Source organism: Novipirellula caenicola (assembly GCF_039545035.1).
Taxonomy (GTDB): domain Bacteria; phylum Planctomycetota; class Planctomycetia; order Pirellulales; family Pirellulaceae; genus Novipirellula; species Novipirellula caenicola.
The window spans coordinates 265,257-281,410 of sequence record NZ_BAABRO010000006.1 but is presented as its reverse complement, the minus strand read 5'-3'; the positions used below and the strand labels follow the sequence as shown (position 1 = coordinate 281,410).

Annotated in this window: 11 protein-coding genes and 1 tRNA gene; 10 read left to right on the top strand and 2 right to left on the bottom strand. The window is 55.8% G+C overall.

Translation table 11 applies throughout. The features are described 5' to 3' along the window. Window positions 1-72: 72 nt before the first annotated feature. Together ABEA92_RS14910 and ftsH are read right to left on the bottom strand one after the other, a co-directional pair. The gene (locus ABEA92_RS14910) at window positions 73-1,449 is read right to left on the bottom strand and encodes a vWA domain-containing protein (protein WP_345684634.1); all 1,377 of its coding nucleotides are present in this window, start codon (window positions 1,447-1,449) and stop codon (window positions 73-75) included. Between the two features lie 205 nt (window positions 1,450-1,654). Continuing rightward, window positions 1,655-3,880: an ATP-dependent zinc metalloprotease FtsH gene (gene ftsH, locus ABEA92_RS14905; RefSeq protein WP_345684633.1), complete on the bottom strand. Its 2,226-nt coding sequence runs from the start codon at window positions 3,878-3,880 to the stop codon at window positions 1,655-1,657. A gap of 442 nt (window positions 3,881-4,322) precedes the next feature. On the opposite strand from ftsH, the gene dxr reads away from it, so the two are divergent. From dxr to ppdK, 10 genes are all read left to right on the top strand, one after another. Further along, on the top strand, window positions 4,323-5,570 hold the full coding sequence (gene dxr, locus ABEA92_RS14900; protein WP_345684676.1) for a 1-deoxy-D-xylulose-5-phosphate reductoisomerase: 1,248 nt from the start codon (window positions 4,323-4,325) through the stop codon (window positions 5,568-5,570). A 13-nt stretch (window positions 5,571-5,583) separates the two neighbouring features. Beyond that, window positions 5,584-7,752, top strand: a complete 2,169-nt coding sequence (locus ABEA92_RS14895) for a site-2 protease family protein (protein WP_345684632.1) — start codon at window positions 5,584-5,586, stop codon at window positions 7,750-7,752. A 168-nt stretch (window positions 7,753-7,920) separates the two neighbouring features. Continuing rightward, a complete protein-coding gene (locus ABEA92_RS14890) occupies window positions 7,921-9,165 on the top strand; it encodes a class I SAM-dependent methyltransferase (RefSeq protein WP_345684631.1) in 1,245 nt (414 codons plus the stop codon). 355 nt (window positions 9,166-9,520) lie between these two features. Beyond that, complete coding sequence (locus ABEA92_RS14885; protein WP_345684630.1) at window positions 9,521-10,144, top strand: 50S ribosomal protein L25; 624 nt, start codon at window positions 9,521-9,523, stop codon at window positions 10,142-10,144. 32 nt (window positions 10,145-10,176) lie between these two features. After that, the gene (gene pth, locus ABEA92_RS14880; protein WP_345684629.1) at window positions 10,177-10,779 is read left to right on the top strand and encodes an aminoacyl-tRNA hydrolase; all 603 of its coding nucleotides are present in this window, start codon (window positions 10,177-10,179) and stop codon (window positions 10,777-10,779) included. A 246-nt stretch (window positions 10,780-11,025) separates the two neighbouring features. Then, entirely contained in the window at window positions 11,026-11,463 is a 438-nt protein-coding gene (gene rpsF, locus ABEA92_RS14875; protein ID WP_345684628.1) for a 30S ribosomal protein S6, read from the top strand. Between the two features lie 164 nt (window positions 11,464-11,627). Continuing rightward, entirely contained in the window at window positions 11,628-12,164 is a 537-nt protein-coding gene (gene ssb / locus ABEA92_RS14870; RefSeq protein WP_345684627.1) for a single-stranded DNA-binding protein, read from the top strand. Between the two features lie 69 nt (window positions 12,165-12,233). Then, window positions 12,234-12,773 carry a 50S ribosomal protein L9 gene (gene rplI / locus ABEA92_RS14865; RefSeq protein ID WP_345684626.1) on the top strand — a complete coding sequence of 180 codons (540 nt, stop codon included), beginning with the start codon at window positions 12,234-12,236 and terminating at the stop codon, window positions 12,771-12,773. 74 nt (window positions 12,774-12,847) lie between these two features. Further along, a tRNA-Leu gene (locus ABEA92_RS14860) sits at window positions 12,848-12,930 on the top strand. Between the two features lie 449 nt (window positions 12,931-13,379). Further along, window positions 13,380-16,040, top strand: a complete 2,661-nt coding sequence (gene ppdK / locus ABEA92_RS14855) for a pyruvate, phosphate dikinase (protein ID WP_345684625.1) — start codon at window positions 13,380-13,382, stop codon at window positions 16,038-16,040. Window positions 16,041-16,154: the final 114 nt, after the last annotated feature.

Genomic DNA, 16,154 nt, shown 5'->3' with positions numbered 1-16,154 from the left:
GAGGGTTTGGCGATCCGTATTCGATTTTAGTCAAAACGCCAACGCCTCGTTGCTTACGTTGCTGCGGTGCGACTACTTCTTCGGCACTTCGATCGGATAGGATTGCTGGGCTTGAACTTCGTTCTGGTATCCCCGCATGACTTTGCGGTTCCGTGCCCAGTCGCGATTGTTATCGACGTTTTCCGCTTGGTATCGATTTACTTCGATATTCTTTTGGAGTTCGGGGACGACGAAATCGACGTTGTTGGTTTTACATTCCGTTGCACACTGCAGCAGCATCTTTGCGTTATGGTTAAGCAGTTCCTTTGCATCATCGATCTGCCCGGCATCACGCAGCGCTGTTGCTCGGATGTTGTTTTCATTGGCGATCTGAACCGCACAATAAGCATACGTTTCCAGATCGCGATCTCGCTGGACTTCGGCACTCTCGTCACTGAAACGCACGGCGATACTGCTGGTTAGTTTGTCCATCGTTTCGGAGGTCATGTTTTGATACTTCACCGATACATCAACCAGCGGACGTGATTGGCCCGCTTCGCCCGCATCCACTTCGACTTCCAAAACAAAGTAACGCTCTTGCCGCGAATACAATTGAGCCAGCGGAATGTGAATGGTATTGCCAACGATATCAGCTTGCGTGCCCAAGACGCGTACCGGACGAACGCCCGAAGCCACCGTGGCGACGATCTCGAAGTCGCATGCGACGACACTCATCAGATCTTTGAACTCGCTGTTGAAGACCGCAATCAGATCGTCGGCCGATTCGACAAAAATATGGTTGCCGCTTCCGGCGGTGGCCAATTTGCTCATCAAGTCTTCGTTGTACCCCAGCCCCAGCCCTAGCGTGCTAACGCTGATCCCTTCTTTGACGAGCGACGCGCCGAGCCGTTCCAATTCACGCGGGCTCTTGGGGCCAACGTTGGCGATCCCATCGGAAAGCAAAATCACACGATTGACCGAATCGGACCCGAGGAACTTGCGAACTTCGGCGGCCCCTTTGCTGACGCCCGCGAACAACGCCGTATTGCCTCCGGCACGGATTCCGCGGATTTTGGCAACGATCGATTTTCGATCGGTTGCCTTGGTCGCTGGCACCAACACTTCGGTTGACGAGTTGTACAGGACGACCGACACGATATCCGAGTCGTGCAGCCGATTGATCGCGGCGATTGCAGCATTGCGAGCCTGCACAATCTTTTCGCCGCTCATCGACCCGCTGGTATCGATCACGATGGCGACATTGACCGGAGGCCGTTTGTCGGATTGCAGTAGTGCGGCACCACTGAGGGCGATGCGGATATAGTTGGTCGATTTCTCGCCCGCTTGCATCGTCGGACTGGACACACCGACATCCAATCCAACCTGCCCCGCGGAAGCCACCGGGGCCGCCAAAAGAAGGGCCGATGCGATGACGGCCAGCCCCCAAAGACTGCGAACTTGATGGAACATGACGAAATCCTCCTGCACTAGGAACGCGACGCAATCGCAACGAAACCGCGATTGCTTACGAAGGACATCAAACCATGTTTGCCACGAGGAATGGTTCGCCGTGATTCAAAACAATGTAAAAACATTGTATGCCGCAGGATCCCGTGACAATCCGGATCCCGTGACATCAGGATCCTGTGGCAATCCGGTTCACGCGTGATCCGATTTACGGGGCTTCGGCTTTCGCTTTGTCACCGTCGACCGATGGCATCACCGCCCTTGGTTTTTCGGTGACGGTCCCGGGAACCAGCCATGGTCCGCGTGAATTCTCTTTGATCAACCGCATCAACTCGTCACTGTCGATCGCCTCGACATCCAGCAGTCGCTGCGTGACCGCTTCGAGCACCTCGCGGCGTTGTTCGAGAATCTCGCGAGTTTGCGCCAGGGCGTCTTCGATGATCCGCGCGACTTCTTTGTCGATCATCTTGGCCATTTCTTCGCTGTGGTTCATTTGGTAGCCGTCGCCACCACTGCTAGCCAAAAACGCGGATCGCGAACTGCGGCGAAAATTGATCCGCCCCATCCGGCTCATCCCGTAATCCATCACCATGCTGCGTGCAATCTCGGTACAGCGTTCCAAATCATTCTGGGCTCCGGTGCTGATGTCTTGGAACGTCATTTCTTCGGTCAACGTTCCGGCCAACAACACTTTCATGTTGCTTTCCAATTCGGTCTTGGTCATCAAATAGCGATCCGACTCGGGACGCTGCATCGTGTACCCCAATGCGGCCAAGCCACGCGGAATGATGCTGACTTTGTGAACGGGATCGGTATTGGGCAGTGCCGCTGCGACGATCGCATGTCCGGCTTCGTGATACGCGACACGAATTTTTTCGTCTTCGTTCATGACGCGATTCTTCTTTTCCAAACCAGCCGTCACTCGTTCAACCGCTTCATTGAACTGCTCGATTCCCACCGTTTGTTTTTCCGCCCGCGCGGCCAACAGCGCCGCCTCGTTGACGAGGTTGGCCAAATCGGCTCCGACAAAACCGGGCGTGATTGACGCGATGTCGCGTAGTTCCACCTTCTCGTCCAACCGCACATTTTTGACGTGGACTTTCAAGATTTCTTCGCGACCAGCGACATCGGGGCGATCGACCAAGACGTGTCGATCGAATCGTCCCGGACGCAGCAGCGCGGGATCCAAGGTTTCCGGTCGGTTGGTGGCCGCGACAATGATCACTCCCGAGTTGGAATCAAAACCATCCATCTCGACCAACAACGCGTTGAGCGTTTGTTCGCGTTCATCATGCCCGCCGACGACGCTGCCGCTGCGGCTTTTTCCCAATGCGTCCAACTCGTCGATAAAGATAATGCAAGGCGCCCGGCTGGTCGCTTGTTGGAACATGTCTCGGACGCGAGCCGCACCGACACCGACGAACATTTCGACAAAGTCGCTACCGGAAAGACTGAAAAACGGCACCCCGGCTTCGCCTGCAATCGCTTTGGCGAGCAACGTTTTGCCGGTCCCGGGAGGGCCAACCAACAGCACTCCCTTGGGAATGCGGCCGCCAAGCGATTGATATTTGTCACTGTTTTTCAAAAAGTCGACGACTTCACGCACCTCGTCGACCGCTTCTTCGATCCCCGCCACGTCGGCAAACGTCAACGGCAATTCTTCTTGACCGTACAACTTTCCACGACTTCGCGAAAAGGACATCGGGGAACCCACGCCGCCAATCCGCCGCAGCATCATGATGCCAAGCATCACCAAGACGCCGATCATCAACAGCTCGGGCCAATGTTGCTCGAAAAAGCGACTAGGACGATCGTTGTCCCAAATCACGCCCGAAGCGGTCAACAATTCGGCAAGCCGACGATCCTCGGTTTCGTTCCCCGAAGCGTGAATGGTTTCGAATTGAATCGCCTCGGGCTTGACCGCCGGTTTGGTCCCCAGCGGACGATACATCACGGTGCCAGTGATCTTTTCTTCGGACACCTTGATGTATTGCGGGCGACTGTATTCGACTTTCTTCGTGGGATCATTGATCGACGAAACCACCAACGTCCGTGGATCCGCGGTGGACGATTCGGATTGCCCATCGTCGCTGGCTCTGGCGACATCCGCAGCGGACGGCTCCGCGGCGGCCGGATCCGTGTCCGACGGTTCCGCATCGGACGTATCTGCGTCGGACGAATTCGCCGCAGCCGACTGGGAATCGGATTTCTCGGACGTCTCCCCTGCGGCCGCCGCCGACGACTCGGATTTGCGGGCTTCCGCTTCCTTTTGCAGCAGGACCAGGAGGTCCGGATAGCGTAGCCTGTGGCTGTTATTACTAAATAAAAACGTACTCAAAAGCACGGCGGAGACGATCGCCGCGAGCACCAACCACATATTTCCGCCGCTTCGTGGTTCGTTGCTGCTCGATTTCTTTCGCTTATCGTCGGTCATTGCGTTACCAGAGAGGGGACTCGATTTTAAAGATTTCGTATGTCATTACGTCGAAAAAGTGGGGTAAGCTTTCAGCTTGCCAGCCGATCGAGAGGGGCGACATCGAGACAAATCGACGAGGCCATCGGATCGCTTGCACCCACAAAAAACAGACGAGATGATGCGTTGAACAGTATTTTATTACGTATTGTTTGATTGCCCACGTCCAACGGCAAGCCTATGTTGGGCGGAACCAGATGGGGAGATCGATCGTAACGAAGGTTCCGGAAGTCCGGCGATCACCACCGTTTGCGTCTTTTTGACTACTTCGTCAACGCCGTAATCGTTCACTCGTCTTGCACTGAAAACCCCCTTCTTCGACCAAAAAATTCTCGTGCCAGCGAACTCTGACGAAGCTTCCTCTGCCCGCCCTCTAGCCGAAACTGGTTCGGGACCCGCTACTTTGGACAAACAGGACACCTCTGGATCGCCTTCACTGCCGACCGTCAATGTGGCGGTCCTTGGTGCGACCGGCAGCATTGGCACCGCAACGATCGACGTTTTGCATCATTTGGACCGGATCGACGAAACCAAGACGTGGAACTTGTGGGCTGCCTCGGGACACCGCAACGTCCAACTGTTGGGTGAGTTAGCGGGACAGTTCAAATGCCCCCCCCACCAGATCGTGCTGTCGGATCCCAAATCCGCCACCGAATTTGCAGCGGGCTCGACGCTTGCCAACACTCAAATCAAAACCGGAGCCGAGGCGCTCGTCGAAATCGCCTCGGCCCCCGAAGTCGATGTTGTCGTGGCCGCGATTGTCGGTCGCGCTGGGCTGGAAAGCACTTTGGCGGCGATCGAAAGCGGCAAACGGGTTGCGCTGGCGAACAAAGAAACGTTGGTCGTTGCTGGTTCGCTTGTGCAAGCGACGTTGAGCAACATGGCATCAAGTGGATCGCGAGCGGAGGTGTTGCCGGTCGACAGCGAACATTCTGCGATTTTTCAGTGCCTGGGAGACAAAGAACGCGGTTCCGCCAGCGAAAACACTTGCAAGCCTCGCAAATTGATCCTGACGGCAAGCGGCGGCCCGTTTCGCAATGCATCGATCCGACAGATGCAGGACGCCACGCCCGAATTGGCACTGAACCATCCAACTTGGGATATGGGCCCTAAAATTACGATCGATTCGGCAACGATGATGAACAAGGCGCTCGAGGTCATCGAGGCGCGTTGGCTGTTCGATATCCCCGCAGAATCGATCGAAGTGGTGGTCCATCCTCAATCGATCATCCATTCGATGGTGGAATTCGAAGATGGATCGGTGATGGCACAAATGAGTCCCCCGGACATGCGGCTGCCAATTCAATATGCGTTGACCTACCCCCGCCGCTTGGCGTGCGAGACGCCGGCGCTGGACCGCACGCGACAATGGGATCTGACGCTGCAGCCGGTGGACCGCGAACGATTTCCGGCATTGGAACTTGGTTTCGAGGTCGCCCGCGTCGGAGGAACCGCCGGTTCGGTGGTCAACGCCGCCAACGAAGAAGCGGTCGGTCTGTTCCTGGAAGGAAAAATTCGCTTTACTGACATCGTGCCCGCGTGCCGCCGGGCTTTGGAACACCATCATTTCGAGCCGCAACCGTCGTTAACTCGGCTGTTGGAACTGGATCGATGGGCTCGTGCCGAAGTCCGCAAACAATATGCAACCTAAAACCTAACTAAATATGTTTATCGATTTACTTGCCCAATTTTTGCCGTTGGCTGCCACCGACGAAGCTGGCGTACTTACTTTCTTGGCGACCCAAGTGTGGCAATGGGGCTTGGTCGCGTTGGGCATTGGGTTAGTGATTTTCGTTCACGAACTCGGGCACTTCGTCGCTGCCAAATCATTTGGCGTGAAATGCGAAAAGTTCTACGTCGGATTTGATGTTCCCATCCAGATCGGCCCGATCAAATTTCCACGCACGCTTGGCAAATTTCAATACGGCGAAACCGAATACGGGATCGGCATCATCCCGCTGGGCGGTTACGTCAAAATGCTTGGCCAGGACGACGATCCTCGCAAAGCCGAAGAAGAAGCAAAGCGGATTCGAATGAAACAGGACGCCGCCGAAGCGGACGACGAAAGTGACGACGCGGCTCCTGAAAAGCTCGATCCACGCAGCTTCCCCGCCAAAGCGGTTTGGCAACGGATGATCATCATCAGCGCCGGCGTCGTGATGAATTTGATCACTGGCGTCCTGTTTGCCGCGATCGCCTACGGCTACGGCGTGACGTACAACCCGTCGATCATCGGCGGCGTGACCCCTGGCGGTCCGGCGTGGCAGGCAGGCATCGAACCGGGCGGGCAAGTCGTGTCGGTCGGCGGTTTGACCGACGACCAAATGCATTTCCGTGAAATGCGAATGGCGATTTTGACCGAGGGGCTGGACAACCCCGAAAAGCCCATCAGCTTGGCCATTCGCTATGACGAGGGAGTTCGCAAATACAACCTAAAAACGGCTTCTCACCCCGAAAACGCCGATGTGCGAATGATCGGGATCGTCAGCCCCACCTCGCTTGAATTCAGTTCGAAAACCGTCGCGATGCCTGGCAGTATCGCAGCCACGGTGCTGAGCGACGAAGATGCGGGGGCGAAAATCGTTGCCTATGACGGAAAGAAGGTCAACAACGACTTGATCGTCCCCTCGACGCCGTTCTTCAACTACCTGTACTCCAACCCCACCAAAACGATCTCGCTAACGCTCGAGCGAGTCGATGGCAGCACGCACCAAGTCGATTTGCCACCGCAACAAGCCAAAATGCTCGGTGCCCGATGGGCCATCAGCCCGATCACCGGATTGGTCGACGAAGGGGTGGCCGCAAAGGCAGGGGTCCAAATTGGCGATGTGATCACCGCAATCAACGGCGACACCGAGATCGATGCCTACAAATTACCGCTGGAACTGATCTCGGCCAAAGAACCGATCACGATGACGCTGCAGCGTGGCGAAGGCGAGGAAGCGCGGACGATCGAGGTCGAGTTGACGCCGCAAGACGCGCTGCAAACGCACGCTCCCGATTCGCAAATTTCCGGCGAAATCGCGATCAATCGCTTTGGATTCTCTTTCCGCCCGCTGCCGACGGTGGCCAGCGTGCTGCCGAATTTGCTGGCCGACGACGCGGCAAATTCCGAGCTTGAGTTGCAGCCCGGCGACGAAATTCAAGAGATTCGCTTGATCACTCCCGACAGCGAATTGCTGTCACCGCTACCGAATCCAGAATTCGAACCCTTGGTCGCTCAGTTGCGTGAAGGCTGGGAAAAGGACGGCCCGACCCCATGGGGTTCGCTGATCGAAACGATTCAGTACCTGCCCGAAGGCACCCAACTGCAGGTGCTCGCGACGCGATCTCCCAAAGGACGCGTGATTGAAACGCAGGTCACCGTGCAGCAAGACGACCGGGTTTGGTTCGAACGCGGACTTGGACTGACCGCCAGCGAATCCATTCAACGAGCCACTTCGGTGACGGACGCGCTGTCACTCGGGCTCCGCGAAGCCGAACGACGCTTGCGAGACGTGTTCCGCTTTTTGCGAATGGCCACGCAAGGTCGCGTGAAGATGCGTCACGTCGGCGGGCCATTGGCGATCATGGATTTGGCAAAACAGGAAGCCGAGCGAGGCATCTCGCCTCAATTGCTGTTCTTGACGATGCTTAGCATGAACCTAGCCATCTTAAACTTCCTGCCGATTCCCGCACTTGATGGGGGGCACATGATGTTCTTGATCGCCGAAGCCATTCGAGGCAAAAAGCTGAATGAACAGCTCGAGATGCGGCTAACGATGGCAGGCGTCTTGATGATCCTGCTATTGATGGTGGTGGTGTTCGCCAACGACATCCTGCGTCTGCTGTGACCCGGATTGCGCAGTTTTTGCCAACGCTGTGAAGCCTCTTCTGGTAGCTACCTTCGCCAGAAGGTGGTGATTCGCATTGGACGCCCACCATCCACGCTCTGGTGAACGTAGCTACGAAACCCAAATGCCCACCATCCACGCTCTGGCGAGCGTAGCTACGAAAGCCAAATGTCGATACGAGACAGCATTCAAGACGAGCAGATCGCCGCTTACGAAGCGGCGATCGAAGAACTCGCGTCATCAACGCCCGCCGGCTCGGACGCCAAGGTCGCAAAACGGCTGCGGCATCAATTTGGCAGCGATGCATTCTATGAATTGATTGCGATTGCCCGATTGCAGCGTAAAGCTCGACAAAAATTGGGTGAGGGTATTTGGTGGGCCACCGACCGTGCGTTGCAGCAAGCCACCGCGTGGCAGGTCGCAAAGCTGAAATCGAGCTGGTTCGGCAATCATTTGGTCTACGATCTGTGCTGCGGTATCGGGGGTGACGCATTGGAACTAGCCCGCCGCCGTGCGCCTCATGGCGGCGTGGTCGCGGTCGACATGGATCCGGTGATCCAGCCGTACACGGCGGCGAATCTTCGCAAAGCGATGCCTGAGGATCCTGGCACGGCGACCATGATCGAGACGGCATGCGAAGACGTGCTAAACATCGAAATTCCTGCGGAGGCCGCGATCCATATTGATCCCGATCGACGTGCCGACGGCAAACGCACCACTCGCCCGGACGACTACCAACCCTCGCTGCCACAGATTTTGCCACGGATCGAAGCGGCTCCGGCTGCCATCATCAAATTGGCACCGGCAGCCAAGATCGACCTTGGTGCATCCACGCATCGAGCCTGGATTTCGCTCTCGGGCAGCGTCCGAGAACAATCGCTTGTCTTTGGGGATGCCCTGCAGCGAGCCGAACTGCACTCTGGTTCGGTTTCCGCCTTTGCGGTTCGCAGCGATGGAAGCTACTCGCGATTTGACGCGGGCGACACACCGGCGGGCGAACTTGATTCGGTCCGCGTCGCTTCGGCCAAAACGCCGGGTCGGTGGATCATTGATCCTGACGCAGCGGTTCGCGCGGCGGGGCTGACCGAGTTCTTTGCTCGCACCTACGGGCTGAAAACGCTGGGTGGTCCCACTGGATTTTTGACCCACGAGGGTGATATCGATGATGCAAGTTTGGAAAAAATCCAAGCAATCGCGTCGGTTGGCAAAGTCATTTGGTCGGGAAGCTGTGATGAACGAAAACTTCGCCGCGAATTGCGTCAGCGAAACCACTATGCCGATCGGATCAAGGTACGCGGCAGCGGGCACGACCCCGCCGTGCTTCGCAAACGGCTGCGTCCGTGTGGCGAAACCCCGATCGGATTATGGATTGGCAGGGCAGAAAAGGGCGTTTTCGCGGCAATGACGCATTAGGCGACGCTGCGATTCACGAACTCAAACTTCGGGTGGCAAATCCCAACGGCCAGACAAAAACCGTCAAGCGAAAGCGTGCTTGTCATGTCGATGGTGCGGTTTTTGCGGGCTCGATCGGCTGCAAAAATCGTCGTCACAGCCCCATCTGCCTACGAATGTGAAGATTCAGCAAGAAATGCTTGTGCCAAACGCCCTCTTTGGGCTTGCGTGAGGAAGCGAAACCCGCATACTTACGCGCTTCCTCCGGCCGCGTCCGTTTTGAAACGATCCGGCCTTCGGGGGCTGTGGAGCCGGCGTTCGGCGTTTACCGAAATTTATTGATGAATCACAATTTGACTGGAAGGTTGATCCAGCCATGACAGACGTATTGCAGGTCGAGAAGCGTGAGCGAACAGGCTCCGCTGCCACTCGGCGTTTGCGTCAGAGCGGTCGAATCCCCGCTGTATTGTACGGACACGGCGAAGCGACTGAGTCGCTTTCGGTCCCATCGGACGAAGTCAAAGCCCTCTTGCGCCATCACGGCAAGACGGTCGAGCTCGCCGGTGCAATCAAAGAAACCGCGATGGTTTGCGCGATGCAGTGGGATCCCTTGGGGATCGAAGTACTGCACCTCGACTTGATGCGGGTCAATTTGTCCGAAAAAGTGGAAGTGACCGTTTCCATCCATGTCCACGGCGATCCTGCGGGCGTTCGCGAAGGCGGCATCCTGTTGGAAAACCATCACGAAGTTGAAATCCGTTGCTCGGCTGGCGACATTCCTGAGCACGTCGGGTTGAACGTTTCGGATCTTCACCTTGGTCAATCGTTGACTGCAGGCGACTTGGAACTGCCCGAAGGCGTGGAACTCGTCACCCCTGCCGACACCGTGGTCGCTCACATCGAAGAACCGCGTGCGGCGAAGGCCGAAAGCGACTCGGATGAAGCGGCCACCGAGCCTGACGTGATTGCCAAGGGCGGACCGAAGGACGAGGAAGACTAGGGTCAGCTCACACTGACTTTCGATCCACTGCCATGAAATTGATCGTTGGCCTGGGGAACCCCGGGCGGAAATACGAACAAACTCGACACAATGTCGGCTTCATGGCCGCGGACAAAATTGCAGCGTTGATCTCTGCCAGCCCTTCGAAAGTTCGCTTCGAGGGGCTTTGGGCCGAGGGAAATCACCGCGGCGAAAAACTTGCGATCCTGTGGCCTCAGACGTTCATGAACGCCAGCGGCAAGAGCGTAAGACAAGCGATTGATTTTTTTAAACTACCCCCCGAAGAAATCGTAGTGATCTGCGACGATTTGGATCTTCCCTGCGGGCGACTGAGGCTGAAAGCCTCGGGGTCATCAGGAGGCCAGAAGGGGTTGGCGGACATCATCCGGCACCTTGGATCGGAGTCGTTTCCACGACTGAAGATCGGCATCGACCGGCCTCCCGAAGGATGGGAAGTGGTCGATCATGTGTTGGGCAAGTTCAACAAAAGCGAACAGCAAACGATCGATGAAGCGACAACCCGAGCTGCCCATGCCGCAATGGACTGGGCAACCAACGGGATTACGCAAACCATGACCGAGTACAACGCGAAGGTCCCGGCCAAGCCCAAGGGCAAAACCAAGCCGTCGCCCTAACCTGGCAAGGCGGCAACCCTTCGTGAGACTCGGTAAGTGAGTAAGAAGTTAACCCCAATGCGTTAACCAGACTGACGTTGCGAAACGACGGTCCGAACCCAACGCTGCGGACCCCAATGCGGAATGCGAGTATGGTGCTGGGCAAAATCACACCCGCTCGATAACATACCGCTTAAAAATAGAAGCATTTTCCGAAACAGCGCTGCGTTCAACGCACCCATCAGACCGTAGAGAGACGATAAAACCGTGGCGAAAAACACTTACGAAACGCTATTCATCCTCGATAGCAACCAATACGCACGCGATCCCGGCGGCGTCAGCAAGCAGATCGAACAAATCATCAGCGAAAATGGCGGCAACGTGCTCGTCAGCCGGATGTGGATGGAACAGCGACTCGCCTACCCCATCGACAAGCACCAAAAGGGCACCTACTGGTTGACTTACTTCGAAATCGAAGGCGAGCAACTCGTCAAGATCGAGCGAGCGTTCCAGCTCTGCGAACCGATCTTGCGTGAATTGACGCTCAAGCTTGACCCTCGTTTGGTCGAGCCAATGCTTGCAAACGCGCGTGGCGAATCCTTCACGCTATCGAGCCGTGGCGAAGAGGAAGCGGACGATTCCGACGACAACGACTCGGATGACGCCAACGCCGAAGACGATTCGGTGGTCAGCTCCGAAGCCTAAGATTTGCTTGTGAACGGCGGCAGCGGTAGGATGGCGCAGGGTGCCCGGCGGCACTGAAGTGCGTCCCAGACGCCGTTGCTGGCACGGCGATGCGTCACTCGCATCGCCCACAGCAAATTACTTAAGCAAAACATTTCGACATTTAAAATGTTTCGGGGAAAATCATGGCAAGCTATAACCGCGTCGTTTTGGTAGGCAACATTACACGCGATATCGAACTGAAGTACACCACCGGTGGAACCGCAGTCACCGAGATCACGATTGCTGTGAACGACCGCCGAAAGTCAGCTACCGGAGAATGGGTCGAGGAGACAACGTTTGTCGACGTGACGCTTTGGGGGCGAACCGCAGAAGTCGCAAGCGAATACCTGAGCAAGGGATCCCCGATCCTGGTCGAAGGCCGACTGAAATTGGACATGTGGGAAACCGATGGCCAAAAACGCAGCAAGCTGCGAGTGATCGGCGAACGAATGCAAATGTTAAGTGGCGGCGGCGGAGGAGGCGGTGGCGAATCACGCCAACGAAGCCAACCACAACGTCGCGATACGGTCCAAGAAACCAGCTACGATTCACACGATTACCAAGATTCACATTCTTCTGGCGGTGCGGCACCCCGAGCGACGGGCAACCCGGCGGGCCAGCGAGAAGCACAACCGACCGGCAACGGCCCCGGTTACGACGATCCTGACATCCCGTTCTAAACCGAACGGCTCCTTCAGAACCCATCCATCCACCCATACACACCCTTATTTGTTCACTCGAGTTTTGTGATGCCGAAACCAAAGACTAGCACGGGTCGATCGTTCAAGCGACCATTTAAACGTTTGCCCAAAGGCGCTAACGGTGGCATTCAGCTACTATTGATCCACAATGTCGAACACCTCGGCAAGCAAGGCGACATCGTCGAAGTCAAATCGGGCTACGCGCTGAACTACCTGCTGCCTCAAGGGTTGGCGACCGTTGCCACCGACCACCACAAGCGAATGGTCGAAAAGCACCGCGAAAAACTGCGTGCCTTGGAACTCGAAAAGCTCAAGAGCTACCGCGACATGGCGGACGAGCTCGGCAAGCAATCGATCACGATCGAAGCCAACGCCAACGACGAAGGCCATTTGTACGGCAGCGTCGGAGCTCACGAAATCGTCGACGCCCTCAAGGGTGCCGGTTTCACTTTGGCGCAAGACCAAATCCGTTTGGAAGGTCCGCTGAAGGAACTCGGTTTGTACACCGTCAAGGTGCACTTGCACAGCGAAGTCGACGCGGCACTGAAGGTTTGGGTTGTCCCAACCGTCGTGACCGAAGAAGTCTAATTTTTGCTTGATAAAATCACGACGGCGGGCTTTCGGCATCGCCGTCTTGTTTACTATCATCTGCGAATCACGTCGGGGCTGTGGCGGAACTGGCAGACGCGCTGGATTTAGGATCCAGTTCCTTTACGGAGTGCAGGTTCGATTCCTGTCAGCCCTACTGAATTGAAAAGCGGCGGTGTGCATCAGCCACATCGCCGCTTTTTTCGTTTTGTACCGATTCTGCTTTGCCCGCGCGTCACACCCGCCTCAATCGGCCTTGCCGCTAAACCGCTGGCCTTACCTGCGGCAACGATGTTGCGGACAACATTGGCCTCAAGATCACTAAATCGATGCGGCCTAGCGCAGACGGCAATCATTGCGAAATCGTCCAACTCAACGCAGTGATTAGCTTCAAATTCCATAGCACTCATTGACCTTAGGTCAAATGGGAAATAAAGTTTCCCCGTAAAAGGCGTTGTTATTCGTGGTTTAGGGCCGCCAATGCCTTGTTGTTTGGGACCGCTCGAAGTTCATGTGGCTCCCCATTTAGATCTTAGATCTGTATTCAATCACTCACTTACAAACCCTCTCCCTTACAAACCACGACGGTTCCTTCAGAGACTAACTATGGCAAAGAAAGCTGGCTCAGCTGACAAGATGGTTTACTACTTCGGTAAGACAAAAACCGAAGGCCGCGGTGCAAGCAAAGCAATCTTGGGCGGCAAAGGTTTGAACCTTGCTGAAATGACCGCGATTGGTCTTCCGGTTCCTCCCGGATTCACGATCACAACCGCCGTTTGCGACGCGTATTACAAGTCGGGCGAAAAGATGCCCAAGGGCTTGATGGACGAAGTCAACGCGGCGGTCAAAACGCTGGAAAAAGAACTTGGCAAAAAGTTCGGTGACGATTCGAACCCACTGCTTGTCAGCGTTCGTTCGGGTGCAGCCGTTAGTATGCCCGGAATGATGAACACCATTTTGAACCTTGGTTTGAACGACGCGGCCACCGAAGGCCTCGCCAAAGCAACCAAGAACGAACGATTCGCTTATGACGCTTATCGTCGTTTGATCAACATGTTCGGTGACGTGGTGATGGGCATGGACCATCATCAATTCGAAAAAGCGTTTGACGAAATCAAGAAGAAGTACAAAGTCAGCGAAGACACCGAAGTTCCCGCCGAAGGATTGAAGCAACTTTGCGAATCCTACAAAGCGGTTTACAAAAAGTCGACGGGCGAAGATTTCCCGCAAGACCCGATCAAGCAGCTTGAACTTTCGATCATGGCTGTCTTCGGCTCGTGGAACACCTCTCGCGCCGTTCGTTACCGTGAAATCGAAGGCATCCGCGGTTTGCTAGGAACCGCGGTCAACGTGCAATCGATGGTTTACGGCAACATGGGCGACGACTCGGGAACCGGGGTTGCCTTCACCCGTAACCCGAACACCGGCGAAAACAAATTCTTCGGTGAATTCCTTATCAACGCTCAAGGCGAAGACGTGGTTGCCGGTATCCGCACCCCACAACCGGTTGCAGAGATGCCGAAGTGGAACCGAGCGGTTCACAAAGAACTGATCGCGATCAAGAAAACGCTCGAAGATCACTACGCTGAAATGCAGGACATCGAGTTCACGATCGAACGTGGCACGTTGTACATGCTGCAAACCCGAACCGGCAAACGCACCGGAGTCGCGGCGGTCAAGATCGCTTGCGACATGGTCAAAGAAAAATTGATCGATCAAAAGACCGCCGTGCTGCGTGTTCCGGCGAACGACTTGACGCAATTGTTGCTACCTAGCTTCAAACCGACCGCGCGTAACGCTGCGGACGTTTTGACTCGTGGTTTGCCGGCTTCCCCCGGTGCAGCGGTTGGTAAGTTGGCGTTCAGTGCCGAAGAAGCACGTGAGCGAGCCGACGCGGGCGAAAAGGTGATCTTGGTTCGTAAAGAAACCAGTCCCGAAGACGTGGACGGCATGAACGCCGCTGCGGGCATTTTGACCAGCACCGGTGGAATGACAAGCCACGCGGCCGTGGTTGCTCGCGGTTGGGGCAAGTGCTGTGTTGCCGGTGCAGGTGACGTCGAGATCAACGAAAAAGGCAAGAAGATCAAAGTCGGTGGACGCACCTTCGGCGTCAAAGACGTCATCAGCCTTGACGGAACCACCGGTGAAGTCATGGCGGGCGAAGTGGAAACACAAGAGCCAAAACTTTCGGGCGACTTTGCCAAGTTGATGAAGTGGGCCGACGAGTACCGCACGTTGGCAATTCGCACCAACGCCGATTCGCCTGCCGACAGCAAGCGAGCTCGCGACTTCGGTGCCGAAGGCATCGGACTTTGCCGTACCGAGCACATGTTCTTTGACCCCGAGCGAATCACGCACATGCGTTCGATGATTTTGGCTCAGGACGAAAAAGATCGTCGTGCGGCACTGAAGAAATTGCTGCCGTTCCAACGCAAAGACTTCGAAGGCATCTTCAAGGCGATGAACGGGCTGCCCGTCACCATCCGTTTGCTAGACCCACCATTGCACGAATTCTTGCCGCACGAAAGCGCCAGCCAAAAAATCGTGGCAAAAGAATTGGGCGTTTCGGCCAACGAAATTTCCAAGCGTGGACAAGCACTGCACGAGTCCAACCCGATGCTTGGTCACCGTGGTTGCCGCTTGAGCGTGACCTATCCGGAAATCCTTGAAATGCAAGTTCGCGCGATTGTCGAAGCGGCAATCAACTGTGCGGGCAAGAAGATCAAGGCTCAACCCGAGATCATGATCCCGTTGGTTGGAACGGCGAACGAATTGGAACTTCTTCGTGGTAAGGTCGAACAGACGATCGAAGAAACCAAGACCGCCAAGAAGTTCAACGGCACCTTGGATATCTCGATCGGTACCATGATCGAAATCCCACGTGCTTGTTTGACCGCGAACGAAATTGCCGCTCATGCCGACTTCTTCAGTTTCGGCACGAACGACTTGACGCAAATGACGTTCGGTTACAGCCGTGACGATGTCAACACCTTCTTGCCGGATTACATCCATCAAGAAATCCTCGAGGTTGACCCGTTCCAATCGCTCGATACCTCGGGTGTGGGCCAATTGGTCGAAATGGGTGTCGAGAAGGGCCGTAGCGTCAAGAAAGACCTGAAGGTCGGTATCTGTGGCGAACACGGTGGCGACCCTGCGTCGATCCGCTTCTGTCACGAAGCTGGTCTGAACTACGTCAGCTGCAGCCCGTTCCGCGTGCCAATCGCACGTTTGGCGGCCGCTCAAGCTGCCCTGAACTCGAAGAAGTAGTTCGGCGGTCTGTCGACCTCGATAAAATCAATCTTGAAACAGCGGCCCGAAACGGCCGCTGTTTTTTTTGGTTCACCCCCCTGTGCCCTCGTCGAGGGCGGTCGTTGCGATTAC

What these genes read in the sequence shown, in the direction of transcription:
- rplI (WP_345684626.1), top strand. Translation starts at nt 12,234, where the DNA reads ATGCCGAAACCAAAGACTAGCACGGGTCGATCGTTCAAGCGACCATTT.
- ppdK (WP_345684625.1), top strand. Translation starts at nt 13,380, where the DNA reads ATGGCAAAGAAAGCTGGCTCAGCTGACAAGATGGTTTACTACTTCGGT.
- ABEA92_RS14910 (WP_345684634.1), bottom strand. Translation starts at nt 1,449, where the DNA reads ATGTTCCATCAAGTTCGCAGTCTTTGGGGGCTGGCCGTCATCGCATCG.
- ssb (WP_345684627.1), top strand. Translation starts at nt 11,628, where the DNA reads ATGGCAAGCTATAACCGCGTCGTTTTGGTAGGCAACATTACACGCGAT.
- ftsH (WP_345684633.1), bottom strand. Translation starts at nt 3,880, where the DNA reads ATGACCGACGATAAGCGAAAGAAATCGAGCAGCAACGAACCACGAAGC.
- ABEA92_RS14895 (WP_345684632.1), top strand. Translation starts at nt 5,584, where the DNA reads ATGTTTATCGATTTACTTGCCCAATTTTTGCCGTTGGCTGCCACCGAC.
- pth (WP_345684629.1), top strand. Translation starts at nt 10,177, where the DNA reads ATGAAATTGATCGTTGGCCTGGGGAACCCCGGGCGGAAATACGAACAA.
- ABEA92_RS14890 (WP_345684631.1), top strand. Translation starts at nt 7,921, where the DNA reads ATGTCGATACGAGACAGCATTCAAGACGAGCAGATCGCCGCTTACGAA.
- ABEA92_RS14885 (WP_345684630.1), top strand. Translation starts at nt 9,521, where the DNA reads ATGACAGACGTATTGCAGGTCGAGAAGCGTGAGCGAACAGGCTCCGCT.